The sequence below is a fragment of the Parapedobacter luteus genome, from assembly GCF_900168055.1.
GTDB lineage: Bacteria > Bacteroidota > Bacteroidia > Sphingobacteriales > Sphingobacteriaceae > Parapedobacter > Parapedobacter luteus.
In genome coordinates this window covers 54,949-70,850 of the sequence record NZ_FUYS01000007.1, presented here as the reverse complement: position 1 = coordinate 70,850, position 15,902 = coordinate 54,949, and the positions used below count along the sequence as shown (strand labels likewise).

The window sequence follows — 15,902 nt, the reverse complement described above, 5'->3', positions numbered from 1 at the left end:
AAATGAGGTTATCTATAAAATTCATTTTGTTCCAGATTGGGATTACGGTTGATGGCTTCCTCGTGTATTGGCCACAGGATATTGGCCTCATCACGCAGCCCGTTGATGGGCTGCATAATTTCAATCGCCCGGCCAGTGCGTACCAAATCGAACCACCGATGCCCTTCAAACGACAGCTCAATCGATCGTTCATGCAGAATAGCTGACTCGATATCGCCATACAACGATTCCGCCGTAGCTTGGTCGAGTGATGCCAAACCCGCACGCTCCCTGATTTCGTTCAGGAGGGGCAGCGCTTCTTCCGGCTGGCCAGATCGCGCGTGAGCCTCTGCTTTTAGCAGCATGATGTCTGCCAACCGTACCAGCACAATATTATTCGCAGAAGGATCAGGACTTTCATCATTGAATCCTTCGCCAAAAAACTTCCAAACCATACGCGGCTGTACGGCCGTAATGTCGTAGATACGGGGCCTTCGAAGGTCACCCTCCTCAAATGAATTCATAAACCGCTCACTGGGGAAATAATAACTATCTGAACCCAGAGCGTACAAAATCCGCAGCGAATTGGTTTGGACTTCATTGTAGCCTACCTCAAAAATACTCTCTGAAGAAAGGCCTATGGCAAAAACATTCGTCCAATCGCCCATGGTCACGAGCGAATATAGCGGATTATCCATAACGCGCTCGGCGGCAGCGATGGCATTTGCATAGTCTTTTCGCCACATGTATACATGGGTCAAAAAGGCATCTGCTCCGCCGCGCGTGATCAGCACCCTGTCGCGTTCGCCTCCGTAGCTTGCAGCACAATTAACCGAAGCAAACGTCAAATCTTCCTCGATCTGGTCCAACACAGCTTCGCGATCGGTCTTGCGGACAAATAGCTCCTGGTCGATACTTTCATAAGGTTCAAGAATCAACGGCACATCGCCCCAAACCCTCACCGCATAGAAGTAGGCGATGGCGCGAAGGGCATATGCCTGTCCCAATAACTGGTTTCGCAACGGACTATCCGCCCCACCAAATACCTGCGGAATATACTTAATCGCATAATTGGCCCTACTGATTACCGTGTAAAGGTTGTCCCATCTGGCAGAATTAATGATCGGAGTCAACGTGTTCTGCCGGAGTGCGGCCGGATCCCCTACAGCGTTCGAACCCACAGCATCAGCGCGGCCTTCACCCCACAGGGCGAAATTCAAACGAAAGGCCGACTGGAATGCATTATAGATGCCATAAACGCCCGCCTGCGCGTCGCTGGTATTTTTATAAAAACCCTGCGCAGAAAAGTTACTGATCGGCTCCTTGTCCAACAGGGTATCCGCACAAGAGGCCATCACCGCCACGACGGTCAATGCCCCAATTTTCTTTATAATTGTCTTCATCGGTGTGTGATTTAAAGCCCAATATTGATTCCGAAAATAAACGACCGGTTTTGCGGGTACGATCCTTCATCCACGCCCACGCGCAATCCGGCATATGAATTTACATCCGGGTCGAAGCCCGTGTACTTGGTCCAAGTGATCAGGTTGGTTGCCGTCACGAATGCCTCCAATTGCCTCAGGCCAATCCGGTCAATCAGGCTCGGCGCAAAACGGTACCGGAGGTTGACATTCTTCAACTTGATGTACGAACCGTCCTCAACCCACCTGCTTTGAACCCTACTGTCAGACTGTTTTGGGTCGTCACGTATGAGTTTCGGGAAGTCGGTAATGTCGCCTTGCTGCCTCCACCGCCGCAACGCATCTGTAGAAAGGTTGTTGTAGCGGACAATCGCATTGCGCTGATGATTGATCTCACTGTATATATCATTGCCTTGTGAAAACTGGAAGAATATATTCAGCGAAAAGTTCTTATAAGAAAAATCATTGGATATCCCGCCAAAGAAATTAGGCTCGGCATTTCCGATGATTTGGCGATCGTTCTGATCAATAATATGATCGCCGTTCAGATCGTGCCAGATGGGATCACCTCCTGCGAACACAGGACCTTGTGCACCGTGAGTGACTCCATTGACATTGTCTTCGTCCCGGGCATATACACCATCGAACCTCCACCCGTAAAAAATCCCGATGGGTAATCCTTCTTTCAGGATGTGGTAAGCCCCGTTCTGGATAAAGCCATTGGTGAGCACATTTTCAGGCAGCGATATCACCTTATTACGATTTGCGCTGATATTAAAATTGGTGCTCCACTGGAATTCGCCAACGAGGTTCCGGCTTGTCACCAAAAATTCAATGCCCCTGTTTCGGATACTACCGATGTTTTGGGTGATGGATGCAAATCCGGTTTCCCTGGGTATCGGCACGCTGTACAGTAAGTCACGGGTATCCTTAAGGTATGCGTCGACATTCAAGATTAGGCGATTGGCCCATAAGGCGATGTCCAACCCAGCGTTATACTGCGTGGTCGTTTCCCATGTCAATGCAGCATTGGGCATCACAGTCGGCGCAGCGCCGGAATAGTCCAAATAGTTTGTCCCAACCAGAAACTCCCCTTGTGACGTGTAATCGCCGATAGCTTCATTGCCCGTCGACCCAATACTAAACCGGAGCTTCGCGTCGTTCAGGAAGCTCAGATCATTGAAGAGTCCTTCTTCGGAGAAGCGCCAGCCTACTGACGCTGATGGGAAATAACCAAACCGCTTATCACGTCCGAAACGTGATGAGCCGTCTGCCCGGAGATTTATCTCGGCGAGGTACTTACCTTGGTAGTCGTACATCACCCTTCCGAAATAAGACAGCATCGCGTGCTCCGAAGCCACGTTTATATCCATCCCGTTTGCATCTTTGTTGGAAATTACGCTTGCAGCATTCAGCGTACGGATGTCATCGCTTGGGAAAAATGATCCATTCAATCCTGTCCGTTCGTATCGCCAATTTTGGAAGCTGAACCCAGCAACACCTCCCACATGATGCCCATCACCAAATGTGCGGTCGTACTGGAAAAAATTCTCATTTCCCCAAGTCAGGTTATTGATGCTACGTACAGCACCGGTATTATACCCTTCGCGGTAATCCAGGATCGAGGGCATGAATTCATCTTCTTTCATAGCGGTGAAATCGAAATTCAGGTTGCTCCTGAACTTCAACCCTTCAATAATCTGATATTCCAGATACTGGCTACCGACGATCCGATTGCTCTTATTCAAATGTGTGGCATGTAACGCGATACCGACAGGGTTACGCCTTCCCAAAGAATAGCCGTTCAATGAGCCATCGGGAAGGTACATAGACATGATAGGCGGCCGCACCAACAACTCGCGTATGACGCTTAGATTTCCAGTGCCACCTGCGTTAATCCGATTGTTCAGGCCATTTGTGTAAGAAATGCTTTGCCCTATTTTTAATTTATCCGTAACATTAAAATCTACATTCAACCGCGATGTGATACGCTTGTAGTTCGAGTTGATGATAATACCATCTTGGTCGAGATACGAGGAACTCCAGGCATACTGGGTGTTTTTGGTACCACCCCGGATAGCCAGGTTGACCTGATATTGCCCAGCAGCTCGCATCAGTTCGTCTTGCCAATCTACATCACCGTTATTCATCGGATTAAGCGAGTCCACCACGGTCCAGTACGGCTGTTCAGGGTTATCCATATTCATATAGGACTCCATCACAGCGTCTCTGTATTGGCTTGCATTCAACACGCTCAACTTGCGTGTCAACTCGCTGATACCGCTATTCACGGTCAGATTCACCTGTGCTTTGCCCTCGGCGCCGCGTTTCGTCGTGATCATGACCACGCCATTCGCCGCCCGCGAACCATAAATGGCGGTAGAAGCCGCATCTTTTAGGATTTCGATAGACTCAATGTCTCCGGGATTGATGTCTGCCAGCGGATTCAAACCGAAGTTTTCTGTACCGTTTAAGGAAGATAACGAACCGGATTCGATGGGGATTCCATCAACCACGAATAACGGATTATTACCCGAATTCAACGACGAATTACCGCGGACCCGGATCGTCATTTCGCCTCCGGGGGCACCCGAATTGGACGTTACCTGAACGCCCGCAGCACGTCCTTGAAGTACAGAAATCGGATCTTGCAGTGCAGTTTTGGCGATCTCCTCGCTGCCGACGGACACGACTGACCCAGTTAGATTGCGTTTTTTCTGACGACCGTAGCCGACTACGACTGTTTCCTCCAAGAGGTTGATAGATTCAGCCAAAGCAACGTCTATCGTTGTCTGCGATCCAACGGTGACTTCCTTTGTATCATAACCCACAGAACTAAAAACAAGCACATCACCAGCTGAAACGCCCTGCAACATATAGTAGCCGGTAGCGTCGGTGCTGCCTCCCCCCGCAGTCCCTTTGATAGCGACATTCGCACCTTCAATGGCGCGACCGTCCGCAAGGTCTGTCACCCTGCCTCGAACGGTATTTTCCTGACCAGCTACATCATCCACTGTAAGCAAGCCGACCATGAAAACGATGATGAGTGCTGCAAATTTTTTATTTCCGGTAAAAAATAACAGCAGACGGTTGTTGTTTCCCTTGATCATACAACATCATTTTAGTTTAGTTATTTGCGAATTTAAGTACGGGTACGTACCCGAAAAAAGAAACATGTATTTAAAGTAAAGCATCTTATCTAAGTTGCGCTATCTGCCGCACAATCCCAAACGGTAACGTACCCGCAGAAAACGAATTGAAACGCATCAAAACAATTACAGCCTTCGCCTCTATTAATATATGAGGTCTATAATGGTTAACGGTAACGTACCCGCTAAATACCGCATTAATTTTTATTTCTGCAACTTATTTTGAAAAAAGTTACGCAAACGCATGTGATCGCGAGAAAAAATATCCGGAAGCACCCGGCCGCGGAGACACGAATTATTGTTCAATTTTTGTAAAATTCGACGTTTTCCCTAGTAATAATGTCTATCGGCATGTATTGTTCTTTGTCAATCTTTTTACCCATTACAACGGCCTGGAACAACACCATAAGCCCTAAATATCCTTGCTCTTCTGGTTTCTGCCCTATCAAAAAGTCAATTGTCCCTTCCGTAAGGTAACCAATATTTTCCTCGATCAGGTCATAGCCAATAAGGGTGAGCTTGTTCTTCCGGCGTTTGCGAAGGTACTTTGCAACGCTACGCACGCGTGAATTGGTCACAAAAATGGCGGCAACGTCGGCATGCGCCTCCAATACAGCTCCCACTGCTTCGCCAACAGCCTTATCATTTGTGACCGTGATGTCAATTTTTTCGATATGGATGACGCTATTCTTTTTGTTTGTTCTATTGATATATGACCGGAATCCCTCTTCTTTTCTCAATAAATGGTGATAAGCGTCGATTTCCCTAGAAATATTCACGAGCAGCACCTTACCACTTTTGACGCCGAAACGGATCAACTGCCCTGCCAAGCGTCCGCTTTTGAACAAATGAGGGCCAACATACGCCAAGCTCTCCGCACCGGGCACATCTGAGTTAACGAATACATAAGGAATCTTTCTGGATTCGCAGGCCGCCGTAAACTTTCTCGCCTCATTTACAAAGGACGGAGCCAGCACCACTCCATCAAAGTCACCATCCAAAATCGTGGTTGCGTGCTTAGCGAAGGTCGTTTTGTCATTTAAATCGAAAAGGAACTGTTCTAATTGAATACCGTACTGCTTGATTTCCTGATAGGCTCGCTCAACCCCCTTACGGGGTGCTTCCCAATAGTCTGTCTCGCTGGCGTTGGGAATCAGGACCGCAAATCGGTTTGTCTTCTTTGAAGCCAATCTACTGGCTAAAATATTCGGCTGAAAGCCAATATCTTCAATAATCTCATTGATTCGCTGCCGGGTGGCTTCCGATACACCTTTTCGGTTGTGGATCACACGATCTACCGTGGCAATCGACACTCCAGCTCGCCGGGCAATCTCCTTAACCCCCGATAGTTGGCCTTCGGCGCGTTCTTTCTTCATAGCCTCTGATATGGTAGGCCAAAAATAAACGTTTTAGCGAATTTCCAAAATTTGCCATTATTCGGACCACCTTCAAAATGCACTGCATGTGAAACATTATACAATGCGATTGCTATATTTGGCGCCGAATACAGGTTGTCTACGTTAAAAAATAGCTAAATATGCTTGCTAAACACCTATCGCCAATCTTCATTATCGCTTTGTGCACCCTCGTTGCTCGTTCTCAACAACAGGCACCGAATCTTACCATCATCCCGGCTCCCGCGGAAATCTCGGTACAACCGGGCCGATTTGTCATCAATGCGTCGACCACCATCGGATACGACAGCGAATCTGACAAAAAAGTAGCTGAATTTTTCGGTGACTATGTCCGGGAAGCCTTGCAGATCACCCTTCCCGTCAAACGCGAGGCAGTGGGGGAATCCGTTATCTATTTTTCCTCGAAAGGAACCGAAGGGCTACCGAATGACGAGGCGTACACACTGGTTGTAGCGCCGGACCGGGTACACCTGCAAGGTAAAAACGCTGGGCTGTTTTATGCGATGCAGACATTGACGCAATTGCTGCCAAAAGAGGACGATGCCCAACCGGCCATTCCTGCTGTCACCATCAGGGATGAACCACGTTATCGCTACCGCGGCATGCACCTCGACGTGTGCAGACACCTGTTTCCTATCGAATTCATTAAAAAATATATCGATTTTATTGCGGCCTATAAACTTAACAATTTCCATTGGCACCTTACTGAAGACCAAGGCTGGCGCATCGAGATTAAAAAATACCCTAAACTGACCGAGGTAGGCGCCTACCGTGCGCAAACACTCATCGGCAACAACAAACAGCAGGGCGACTATGATGCGACACCTTACGGCGGATTCTATACGCAGGACGAGATCCGGGAAGTGGTTGCCTACGCTGCGGAACGCTATGTAAATGTTGTCCCCGAAATTGAGATGCCCGGCCACGCGTTAGCTGCGCTGGCATCCTATCCGTATTTGGGATGTGGTGATAACCCGGGGCCTTATAAAACCGCTGAGACTTGGGGCGTATTCGATGATGTATTCTGTGCAGGCAAAGAAGAGACTTTTGCCTTTTTGGAAGCCGTCATTGATGAGGTTATTGAACTGTTCCCCAGTGAATACATCCACATCGGGGGAGACGAGTGCCCTAAGACGCGCTGGCAGGCTTGCCCATACTGCCAAAAGCGCATGAAAAATGAAGGGCTGAAAGACGAACACGAGCTGCAGAGCTATTTCGTCCAACGGATGGAGAAATATATCAACGCCAAGGGGCGCCGTATCATTGGCTGGGATGAAATATTGGAAGGAGGCTTAGCGCCCAACGCGACGGTGATGAGTTGGCGAGGCGACGAAGGCGCCAGGGCTGCCGCTAAGCAAGGTCATGACGTCATTATGACGGCTCATACCTATGGGCTTTATTTCGATAACAAACAGGGGCCCGACACACACCGTGAACCGTTGAATATCGGCGGTTACGCTCCATTGGAAAAAGTGTACGCAGCGGACCCAACCCCCAAAGCACTTTCGGAAGCTGAGCGAAAGCACATCCTTGGTGTACAAGCAAATATGTGGACCGAATACATGGAAACCGACAGAAAAGTGGAGTTCATGCTATTACCGCGCCTATATGCCCTCTCGGAAATCGCATGGACAACCCCTGATCGCAAAAACTGGAAAGATTTTTCGGAAGTGCGCGTGCCGGCACATCTCGCCAAAATAGACCAAACGGAAACGGTGTATCGCGTCCCGGAAGTCATCGGGCTGAAAGACACCGTCATTTATGCCAGCGAATATGTATTCAAAGGGCTTCAACCTTCGGTTTTAGGGGGCAAGATCTATTACACCATTAACAACTTCAACCCCACAGATACCGACCTCGAATACCGAGACGGAGTAACAGTGGTTGTACCCAAAGGCAAAGAGCGGGTATTTAAAGCTATAGTGGTTGCGCCTTCAGGAAGACACAGCAACTATGTCCGCGCGGTTATTATCAACAGCAAATCGCCCGAAACAACTGCAAAGTAACACGCTAAAATCATACACCATGGCTGAAGAATTTAATTTTGCTTCTGGCACTAAAGAAGAACAATACCAAGCGCTGCTCCCTCAGCTGGAAGCGCTGGTAGCAGGCGAAGAAGACCTCGTGGCCAACATGGCCAACCTATCAGCGGTGCTCAGGGCCCAGTTCGATTTCTTCTGGGTGGGCTTCTATATCGTTAAAGGAGACGAATTGGTACTCGGACCTTTCCAAGGGCCGCTGGCTTGCACACGCATCGCCAAAGGTAAGGGGGTATGTGGATCCGCTTGGGAACGCAAAGAAACCATCATTGTGCCGGATGTCGACGCTTTCCCGGGCCATATTGCCTGTAGTTCGCTGTCTAAATCGGAAATCGTTGTACCGGTCACTCGCGCGGGGGAAGTTGTTGCTGTGCTGGATGTGGACAGTGAATACCTCAACCATTTCGATGAGGTCGATGCGCGTTATTTGGCGCAAATCGTAAACTTATTATCTTAACTTGTCCGACTGTTGAGGGGCGATCTCCCAAACCATCACTTGCTTATCGTCGCTGACCGACACAAGCTGGTTTCTATAGCTATTCCAGACCATATCGTTAATGGAAAGAACATGGCTGTCAAATCCCCGCTCAACATTGATTATTCGCAATAATCTGAAATCATCTGCGCCCCAAATCTTGATGCTTTTATCCCGGCTGCCCGTAGCAAAAATTGGCAGTGTGGGATGGTATTTAATAGCATAGACTGTAAACAAATGCGGGGTAAATGCCTTAGCGAGCGAAAATCCTTCTACGGCATCCAACACGTTCAACTGTGCATCGCGACCACCGGTAAGCAAAAAACGTCCATCGGGTGAAAAACAAAGTGAGGTGACGGGCATCGTGTGACCGGGCAGCTCCATAGCCAAGGAATAGTCAAGCGCGTTGTACAACTTAACTTTTCCGTCCTTGGTACCAAATACCACCCATTTTTCATCATTGCTGATAGCAATGGTTCGCACGGTTTGTGCCGAAACCTGAAAGTGATACAGGAGCCTAAAAGTATCCGTATTCCAAACGGAAACCGTCCCATCCTCCGATGAAACTACCATCTCGGGCTTGGTACTGAAGGTCTTGATGCCAAACACAGGGCGCTGATGGTGTTCAAGTTTGGCTGCCAGCCGTTGTACGCTCGTATCGACGACAGCTACTTTGCCATCGCGCATACCGATGGCCAATAACGGTGTATGGGCAATTAAGTGAAGTGCGTATACCGAAAATTGCAATGGATATAAAATGCGCTCGAACGCCATCTTCTCTAAATCCCATTGTACCACTCCTTTATCATTGCCCGCTGTAAATAGGATATGGGGTTCAGGGCCATTTTCAATGGCAAAAATCGGATTTTGGTGCCCCGACAATATACCCGACTTGTAGACTTCAAGTTTCATTCGATTCACAAGTAATAGCATGCCTACCAGCCCATCGACACCGGACTTCGGCCGCCGCCCGCTTATTGATGTCTGCTTTCCAGGTTTTTAGCGATAGTCTCCAACGATATGTTCTTTTCCCGCAACAATACAAGGAGGTGAAACAGCAAATCGGATGTTTCATTGATAAAGTCCACCTCCGCCTCAGCCAGCGCAGCTATTACGGTTTCCACTGCTTCTTCGCCAACCTTTTGGGCGATTTTATTCAACCCCCGCTCCCGTAATCGATTTACATAAGAATCAGCCGTCGGAAATTCGTAACGCCTATTAATGATTTTTGCCAGCTCAAAGATAAAATTTTGATTATAGTCCGTACCGAAACAGCTTCTGCTCCCGGTGTGACAGGTAGGGCCCTGAGGCTTGGCCTTGACCAATATGGTGTCACGGTCGCAATCAATATGTGTACTCACTACATGGAGGAAATGTCCACTTTCCTCTCCTTTTGTCCACAGCCGTCCTTTACTTCGTGAAAAAAAAGTAACGCGCCCCTCGATTTGGGTTTTTCGCCAAGCTTCTTCATCCATGTAGCCCAGCATCAATACCTCCAAGGTCTGCGCATCCTGTATGATGGCCGGAATAAGGCCCCCGCTTTTTTCAAAATCCAACATATCCAAAGAAATTACCTTACTTCAATTCCATGCCGTCGTAGCTCCGCTTTCAAATCGGGAATCAAAATCTCTCCGTAATGAAATACAGAAGCCGCCAGTGCAGCGTCCACATTGCTTTGCTGAAACACATCCACGAAATGCTGCCTGTTTCCCGCACCCCCCGATGCGATCAACGGAATGGATAAGTTATCATTAATTTTCTTCAAGAACGCACAGTCAAACCCATTTTTGGTCCCATCGTGATCCATGGATGTCAACAAAATTTCCCCCGCACCTCGGTTTTCAGCTTCCTTAATCCAGTCCTCGGTCTCGATGTCGGTTTTCAGGCGACCTCCGTTAAGGTGCACAAAATTCTTTCCGCCAACATTTCGTGTATCCACGGCTACCACTACAAACTGTATACCGAAGGCATCTGCCAACTCGTTAATCAACGCAGGATTCCGCACAGCCGCCGAATTGATGGATATTTTATCTGCACCTGAATGCAGTAAGATATCCGCATCGGCCAGTTCATTGATACCGCCACCTATGGTAAAGGGAATATTCACTTGCCGTGCTACCGCCTTGACAAGTTCCACTGTGGTTTTACGCCGTTCGTGTGTGGCGGTAATATCCAGAAAGATCAACTCATCAGCCCCCTGCCTTGAATACTGCCAAGCAAGCTCCACCGGATCGCCGGCGTCGCGTAAGTCAACAAAGTTAACCCCCTTTACGGTCCGCCCATCTTTGACATCCAGGCAGGGAATAATGCGTTTGGCCAACATGACTATCTAGAAACGAATGAGGGATTTGAGATTCCACTCTTTAATCTGTTCGATCGTAATCCGGTTTTCGTAAATAGCCTTACCTACCACACATGCCTCCACCTTGATAGCATCCAACGCATAGATATCTTCCATTGAACTGATGCCTCCGGAAGCAATCAGCTTAATGATAGGCGAATGATCCAGCAATTTCCGGTACAAATCTACTCCTGCCCCGCCTAGCTTGCCATCTTTATTGATATCGGTACATAGGAACCGGAAAAAACCCAATGAAAGGCATCTGTCAATATAGTCCAGTAACTTAACCGGCGAACTTTCCATCCAACCGGAATATTTAATGACCTCATCCAGCACGTCAATGGCAATCACGACATGGTCTGCATACTTCCGTTTGCCTTGATTGAGCTTGCTAAGCTCATCCAAAAACTCAGGATTTGTAATTGCCTGTGTACCGATGACCACGCGATGTATACCGGCATCCACTAATTCCTTTACTTTCTCTATACTGCGCACGCCACCACCGTATTGAACTTTCATATCGGTTTGACGAACAATATCGAGCAGGTATGCCTGATTGGAAAGATCTCCCCTCGCGCCGTTGAGATCTACGATATGGACAAATTCAGTACCGTTGGACTGGTACTTTTCAATCATTTCTTCAAGACTTACGCTATATATGGTGGCATCATCATAATTGCCTTCACGTAAGCGGACGACTTTTTTGTCCAATACATCTATTGCCGGAATGATATACATACTTCTTTTAAAGGTTGATTGTTAATATAAGTTTGAAAAATTCAACAATAACCGCTCACCTGCCTCCCCAGATTTTTCAGGATGAAACTGTACGCCATAAAAATTTCTGTCCTGTATGGCAGCTGAAAATTTCAGTCCATAACGAGCAAAAGCGGCTGTAAAAGTAGCATTATATTCAATAAAATAAGAGTGAACAAAGTAAAAGTAGGCATCTTTTTTTATATTGTCGAATATCGGACAGCCATTTTCATGAAACACCTTATTCCAACCCATATGGGGGACTTTTTCAGCTATCCGCTTTTCAAAGTGTAACGTATTCAACGGAATAATATCCAACAGCGGGCTGTCGCCTTCTTCGGAATAAGCCGTAAGCAGTTGCATGCCAACGCATATTCCCAAGACGGGTTTAGTAATGCGGCTAATTGATGACGCCAGTCCGGACTCCCTCAACTTTCGCATTGCTGCACCCGCGTGGCCAACTCCAGGAATGATGATGCGGTCGTAAATCGCCAGTTCGTCTACCTCATTGATCATTCCATACGGAATATCCAGCCGGTCCAGGGCAGCCGTCAGTGAAAAAATATTTCCCGCTCCGTAATTAATGATTCCTGTCATATTATTTTGAATTGAGGACGAAAGAATCAAAGAACAAGAACAGCCCTTATTTTTCGCTCCTGTTCATGCTCTATTTATCCAGCCTCACAATACCCCTTTCGTGCTTGGCAACTCCATATGTTCGGCGTCTCTACGCACGGCCTTTTTAATGGACTTGGCAAACGCCTTGAAAATCGCCTCTATTTTATGATGTTCATTTTCACCTTCTGCCTTAATGTTGAGGTTGCACTTTGCGGCATCCGAAAACGATTTAAAGAAATGGAAAAACATCTCCGTGGGCATATCCCCGATTTTTTCCCGTTTGAATTCGGCGTCCCACACAATCCAGTTTCGTCCACCAAAATCGATGGCGACCTGTGCCAAGCAATCGTCCATCGGCAAGGTAAACGCATAACGTTCAATACCTCGTTTATCACCCAATGTCTCGGCAAAAATTTCTCCCAGGGCTATCCCTGTGTCCTCGATGGTATGGTGTTCGTCGATATGCAAATCGCCTTTGGCACGTACTGTGAGATCGATTTGGCCATGACGAGCTATCTGATCGAGCATATGGTCAAAAAAGGGCAACCCGGTGTAAATGTCAGCCTTGCCCTTGCCATCAAGGTTTAGCTTGATGTAAATATCGGTTTCATTGGTCTTGCGACGATGCTCCCCTATACGCGCACCCAATTTCAAGAATTCATAGATAGCTTTCCAGTCAGCGGTCTCCAATGCCACCACCGATTCGTCGATTTGATGGGCTTCAGCGGCACCGAGTGTGTCATTATTGCGCAACCAAATGGCCTTCGATCCAAGGTTTTGCGCCAACTTCACATCATTTACGCGATCACCAATCACATAGGAGTGTGCGAGATCATACCTATCTTTATCGAAATAAGCCGTAAGCAGAGCTGTCCCAGGCTTGCGTGTGGGCGCATTTTCATGCGGAAAGGTTCGATCGATATGTTGGGCGGTAAATACAACCCCCTCTCCGGCAAAGGTGTCGATGACAAAATGGTGCACCGGCCAGAAGTGTTCTTCCGGATGCGCGTTTGTGCCCAACCCATCCTGGTTGGTCACCAATACCAATTCAAAATCCAGTTCGCTCGCAATCCGCGGCAAATATTGCAATGCTCCCGGGTAAAACTTGAGCTTGGAAAACGAATCAACCTGTTCGTCCTCTGGCTCGAGAATCAACGTACCATCGCGGTCTATGAAAAGTAATCGTTTAATCGTATCAGGCATGGATCTAACTATTTGCCTCCCCTATTAAGATCGTATTGACCCCGCCAAACTTAGGTAAAATTGTCATGCAATAAAACAAAATTTTCTTCATTTCAATAGCTGCCGTGACAGCATCCTAATCTCAGGGATACTGTTTCAGCGCCGCGATCAGCATCTTATTTTCATCAGGCGTCCCCACAGTTATGCGCAAGCATCCGGCGCATAGCTCCACTTTGGAGCGGTCGCGTACAATGATGCCCTTGTTTACTAAATACTCATACACCTGCCGCGGTTCGGTCGTTTTCGCCAGTATGAAATTGGCATCTGATGGATAAACATGCAAGACAAACGGCAATTTCCGTAGTTCCTCCGACAACTGTTCCCGTTCAGTGACGGTTTCCCTGATCCATGCATTCACCGTTTCCAGCTTATCCAGCGCTTTTAATACCAATTCCTGCGTAGCCTGATTGACATTATAAGGTGGCTTTATCTTGTTAAACACTTCGATTATCTCCTCGCTTGCGAAAGCCATCCCAAGCCGTAATCCGGCTAAGCCCCAAGCCTTAGATAGCGTCTGCAACACCACCAGGTTGCTATATTCGGTTAGTTCTTGGATAAAGGTTTTCTGCCTTGAGTAGTTGATGTATGCCTCGTCTATCACGACCAGTCCGCCGAAATTCGCCAAAATAGTTTCCACATCTTCCCGACGCAGGGAATTGCCGGTGGGATTGTTTGGCGAGCACAAGAAAATCATCCGTGTATTGTCGTCGATGGCCTCTGCGATCCCATCCAAATCAAGCTGAAAGTCGGGGGTAAGGCTTACCTTCTTGACCGCTATATCATTGATATTGGCCGACACTTCATACATACCGTATGTTGGAGGCACGAGCAAGACATTATCAATACCCGGGCGACAAAACGCCCGGTATAAAAGGTCTATTGCTTCGTCGCTGCCATTCCCCAGAAAAATATTCCGGGCAGGCACTCCTTTGATGCCGCTCAATTTCAGCTTTAACTGGTGCTGCAGCGGATCTGGATAACGATTGTAGCTCCGGTCCAAGGGGGAACCATATGCATTCTCATTGGCATCCATCAATACAGACGCCTCTCCTTTAAACTCGTCTCGAGCTGATGAATAAGGGATTAGTTTTCGGATGTTATCCCTCAATAGATTCGTTAAATCAAATGAATTAGCCATCAATAACTTCAACTGAATTTTATACGCTATACCAACTGCCCTCTAAAGCTAACTGTGTCGCCTCAAATACCGTCTTGCTTTCTTCCAGCAACGGTTTTAAATCTTTATATCGTGCCGAATAATGTCCGATGAGTAGCTTTTTCGCCTGTACCTCTACGGCAATTTCACCAGCCTGCAATGCGGTCGTATGATAGGTATCCCGCGCTCTGTCAAGCATATTATGGAGGAATGTAGCTTCATGGTACAATAAATCCACCTTTCGAATATATGGAAGATAGCTCGGCGTCATCACAGTATCGGAGCAGTATGCATAGCTCCTTGGAACAGGGGGGTCAAGGGTCAAATTCTGCCAGCGATGTACTGTTCCGTCAGGTGCCGTATAGTCATGTCCACGCTTGATAAGGGGTAAGTACGCGGTAGGGACGCCCAACGCTTCGGTCTTTGCACGATCGATCGTCGGCAACCGCTTTTTTTCATCGAATCGGAACCCTGTGCATACGATTCGGTGGTCGAGGGGGAAACTGCTTACTTGAAGGTGTTCATTCTCAAAAATCATTTCCGCGGATTCATCTTGCGTAGCATGTACATACAATGGATACCGCAACACCGTTTGCGAGTGTAAAAAATGAATGTTAATAATCTCTTCCAATGCCGCCGGACCGTAGACATGCACTTCTTCCTTACGCCCCACCAAATGCATAGAAGAAAGGAGACCTATCAGCCCTAAGTAATGGTCGCCATGTAAATGGCTGATGAATATGTGCTTGATCCGATTGCTCTTAATGCCATATTTAATCAATTGCACTTGTGTACCCTCACCGCAATCGACCAAGTATAATTGTTCATTGACGTTGATGAGTTGCGCCGTTGGGTGGCGGCCATATATCGGTGTAGCAGAACTACTCCCTAAAATCAATACTTCAAATCTCATCCCTCTTCCACGGCACCCCTCAGATCCTTTTCCAGTTCTTTTGAAAAAATTAAATCTTCTGCTTCCGCAGTATTTGGTGCCACGGTCAACACATCATTCAGCTTACATACCGAAATCAGGTTTTTGATTTGCTGGTTTGCACAAGCCAGAATGAACACCCCCCCCGCTGCTTTGCACAGGCGATGAGCCAACAGCCCGGTACGTAAACCCGAAGAATCGGCCTCTTTTACATACGACAAGTCCAGCACAATATTGCGTTGTCCTCCGCTATTGCGTAAGAGAAATTCAGCTTTAATCTTGGGCGCTGAGTCGCCATCCAATACTTCCACATGAGGTTGGATGATGACATATTTTTCGTGTTTATCAATGGTGAATTTCATGATGGCAATAAATTTAAA

At 47.5% G+C, this 15,902-nt stretch carries 14 protein-coding genes; 2 read left to right on the top strand and 12 right to left on the bottom strand.

The genetic code is table 11. The features are described 5' to 3' along the window. Positions 1 to 8: 8 nt before the first annotated feature. The 3 genes from B5X72_RS14110 to B5X72_RS14100 all read right to left on the bottom strand — a co-directional run bounded on the left by B5X72_RS14110 (position 9) and on the right by B5X72_RS14100 (position 5,925). Positions 9 to 1,382 (bottom strand): RagB/SusD family nutrient uptake outer membrane protein, encoded by a 1,374-nt coding sequence (locus tag B5X72_RS14110; protein ID WP_079717560.1) that lies wholly within the window; start codon positions 1,380 to 1,382, stop codon positions 9 to 11. Positions 1,383 to 1,393: 11 nt separating this feature from the next. Continuing rightward, entirely contained in the window at positions 1,394 to 4,510 is a 3,117-nt protein-coding gene (locus B5X72_RS14105; RefSeq protein WP_139378703.1) for a SusC/RagA family TonB-linked outer membrane protein, read from the bottom strand. A gap of 341 nt (positions 4,511 to 4,851) precedes the next feature. Next, positions 4,852 to 5,925 (bottom strand): LacI family DNA-binding transcriptional regulator, encoded by a 1,074-nt coding sequence (locus B5X72_RS14100; RefSeq protein ID WP_079717559.1) that lies wholly within the window; start codon positions 5,923 to 5,925, stop codon positions 4,852 to 4,854. 161 nt (positions 5,926 to 6,086) lie between these two features. Between B5X72_RS14100 and B5X72_RS14095 the strand changes: the two genes are divergently transcribed. Together B5X72_RS14095 and B5X72_RS14090 are read left to right on the top strand one after the other, a co-directional pair. Beyond that, entirely contained in the window at positions 6,087 to 7,970 is a 1,884-nt protein-coding gene (locus B5X72_RS14095) for a family 20 glycosylhydrolase (RefSeq protein WP_079717558.1), read from the top strand. 19 nt (positions 7,971 to 7,989) lie between these two features. Then, positions 7,990 to 8,460, top strand: coding sequence for a GAF domain-containing protein (locus B5X72_RS14090; protein ID WP_079717557.1), 471 nt, complete (start codon positions 7,990 to 7,992; stop codon positions 8,458 to 8,460). Here B5X72_RS14090 and B5X72_RS14085 read toward each other — a convergent pair. The 9 genes from B5X72_RS14085 to B5X72_RS14045 all read right to left on the bottom strand — a co-directional run bounded on the left by B5X72_RS14085 (position 8,452) and on the right by B5X72_RS14045 (position 15,884). Further along, positions 8,452 to 9,390, bottom strand: coding sequence for a WD40 repeat domain-containing protein (locus tag B5X72_RS14085; protein WP_176146214.1), 939 nt, complete (start codon positions 9,388 to 9,390; stop codon positions 8,452 to 8,454). The two genes, B5X72_RS14090 and B5X72_RS14085, sit on opposite strands and share 9 nt — an antisense overlap. Positions 9,391 to 9,452: 62 nt before the next feature. Continuing rightward, positions 9,453 to 10,037, bottom strand: a complete 585-nt coding sequence (gene hisIE, locus B5X72_RS14080; RefSeq protein ID WP_079717555.1) for a bifunctional phosphoribosyl-AMP cyclohydrolase/phosphoribosyl-ATP diphosphatase HisIE — start codon at positions 10,035 to 10,037, stop codon at positions 9,453 to 9,455. Positions 10,038 to 10,048: 11 nt separating this feature from the next. After that, a complete protein-coding gene (gene hisF, locus B5X72_RS14075) occupies positions 10,049 to 10,801 on the bottom strand; it encodes an imidazole glycerol phosphate synthase subunit HisF (RefSeq protein WP_079717554.1) in 753 nt (250 codons plus the stop codon). 6 nt (positions 10,802 to 10,807) lie between these two features. Continuing rightward, on the bottom strand, positions 10,808 to 11,557 hold the full coding sequence (locus B5X72_RS14070) for a 1-(5-phosphoribosyl)-5-[(5-phosphoribosylamino)methylideneamino]imidazole-4-carboxamide isomerase (protein WP_079717553.1): 750 nt from the start codon (positions 11,555 to 11,557) through the stop codon (positions 10,808 to 10,810). Between the two features lie 21 nt (positions 11,558 to 11,578). Next, positions 11,579 to 12,172 (bottom strand): imidazole glycerol phosphate synthase subunit HisH, encoded by a 594-nt coding sequence (gene hisH / locus B5X72_RS14065; protein WP_079717552.1) that lies wholly within the window; start codon positions 12,170 to 12,172, stop codon positions 11,579 to 11,581. A gap of 84 nt (positions 12,173 to 12,256) precedes the next feature. Continuing rightward, a complete protein-coding gene (hisB, locus tag B5X72_RS14060; protein ID WP_079717551.1) occupies positions 12,257 to 13,396 on the bottom strand; it encodes a bifunctional histidinol-phosphatase/imidazoleglycerol-phosphate dehydratase HisB in 1,140 nt (379 codons plus the stop codon). Between the two features lie 121 nt (positions 13,397 to 13,517). After that, positions 13,518 to 14,573: a histidinol-phosphate transaminase gene (gene hisC / locus B5X72_RS14055; protein ID WP_079717550.1), complete on the bottom strand. Its 1,056-nt coding sequence runs from the start codon at positions 14,571 to 14,573 to the stop codon at positions 13,518 to 13,520. A 19-nt stretch (positions 14,574 to 14,592) separates the two neighbouring features. Next, positions 14,593 to 15,504 (bottom strand): ribonuclease Z, encoded by a 912-nt coding sequence (locus B5X72_RS14050; RefSeq protein ID WP_079717549.1) that lies wholly within the window; start codon positions 15,502 to 15,504, stop codon positions 14,593 to 14,595. Beyond that, positions 15,501 to 15,884, bottom strand: coding sequence for an STAS domain-containing protein (locus B5X72_RS14045; protein ID WP_079717548.1), 384 nt, complete (start codon positions 15,882 to 15,884; stop codon positions 15,501 to 15,503). Before B5X72_RS14045 ends, B5X72_RS14050 begins: the two co-directional genes overlap by 4 nt. Positions 15,885 to 15,902 lie beyond the last annotated feature (18 nt).

Bases quoted from the DNA above. Each gene is read 5' to 3' on its own strand.
- B5X72_RS14090 (WP_079717557.1), top strand. From the start codon at position 7,990: ATGGCTGAAGAATTTAATTTTGCTTCTGGCACTAAAGAAGAACAATAC.
- hisF (WP_079717554.1), bottom strand. From the start codon at position 10,801: ATGTTGGCCAAACGCATTATTCCCTGCCTGGATGTCAAAGATGGGCGG.
- B5X72_RS14105 (WP_139378703.1), bottom strand. From the start codon at position 4,510: ATGATCAAGGGAAACAACAACCGTCTGCTGTTATTTTTTACCGGAAAT.
- B5X72_RS14050 (WP_079717549.1), bottom strand. From the start codon at position 15,504: ATGAGATTTGAAGTATTGATTTTAGGGAGTAGTTCTGCTACACCGATA.
- B5X72_RS14110 (WP_079717560.1), bottom strand. From the start codon at position 1,382: ATGAAGACAATTATAAAGAAAATTGGGGCATTGACCGTCGTGGCGGTG.
- B5X72_RS14095 (WP_079717558.1), top strand. From the start codon at position 6,087: ATGCTTGCTAAACACCTATCGCCAATCTTCATTATCGCTTTGTGCACC.
- B5X72_RS14070 (WP_079717553.1), bottom strand. From the start codon at position 11,557: ATGTATATCATTCCGGCAATAGATGTATTGGACAAAAAAGTCGTCCGC.
- B5X72_RS14100 (WP_079717559.1), bottom strand. From the start codon at position 5,925: ATGAAGAAAGAACGCGCCGAAGGCCAACTATCGGGGGTTAAGGAGATT.
- hisB (WP_079717551.1), bottom strand. From the start codon at position 13,396: ATGCCTGATACGATTAAACGATTACTTTTCATAGACCGCGATGGTACG.
- B5X72_RS14045 (WP_079717548.1), bottom strand. From the start codon at position 15,884: ATGAAATTCACCATTGATAAACACGAAAAATATGTCATCATCCAACCT.
- hisC (WP_079717550.1), bottom strand. From the start codon at position 14,573: ATGGCTAATTCATTTGATTTAACGAATCTATTGAGGGATAACATCCGA.
- B5X72_RS14085 (WP_176146214.1), bottom strand. From the start codon at position 9,390: ATGAAACTTGAAGTCTACAAGTCGGGTATATTGTCGGGGCACCAAAAT.
- hisIE (WP_079717555.1), bottom strand. From the start codon at position 10,037: ATGTTGGATTTTGAAAAAAGCGGGGGCCTTATTCCGGCCATCATACAG.
- hisH (WP_079717552.1), bottom strand. From the start codon at position 12,172: ATGACAGGAATCATTAATTACGGAGCGGGAAATATTTTTTCACTGACG.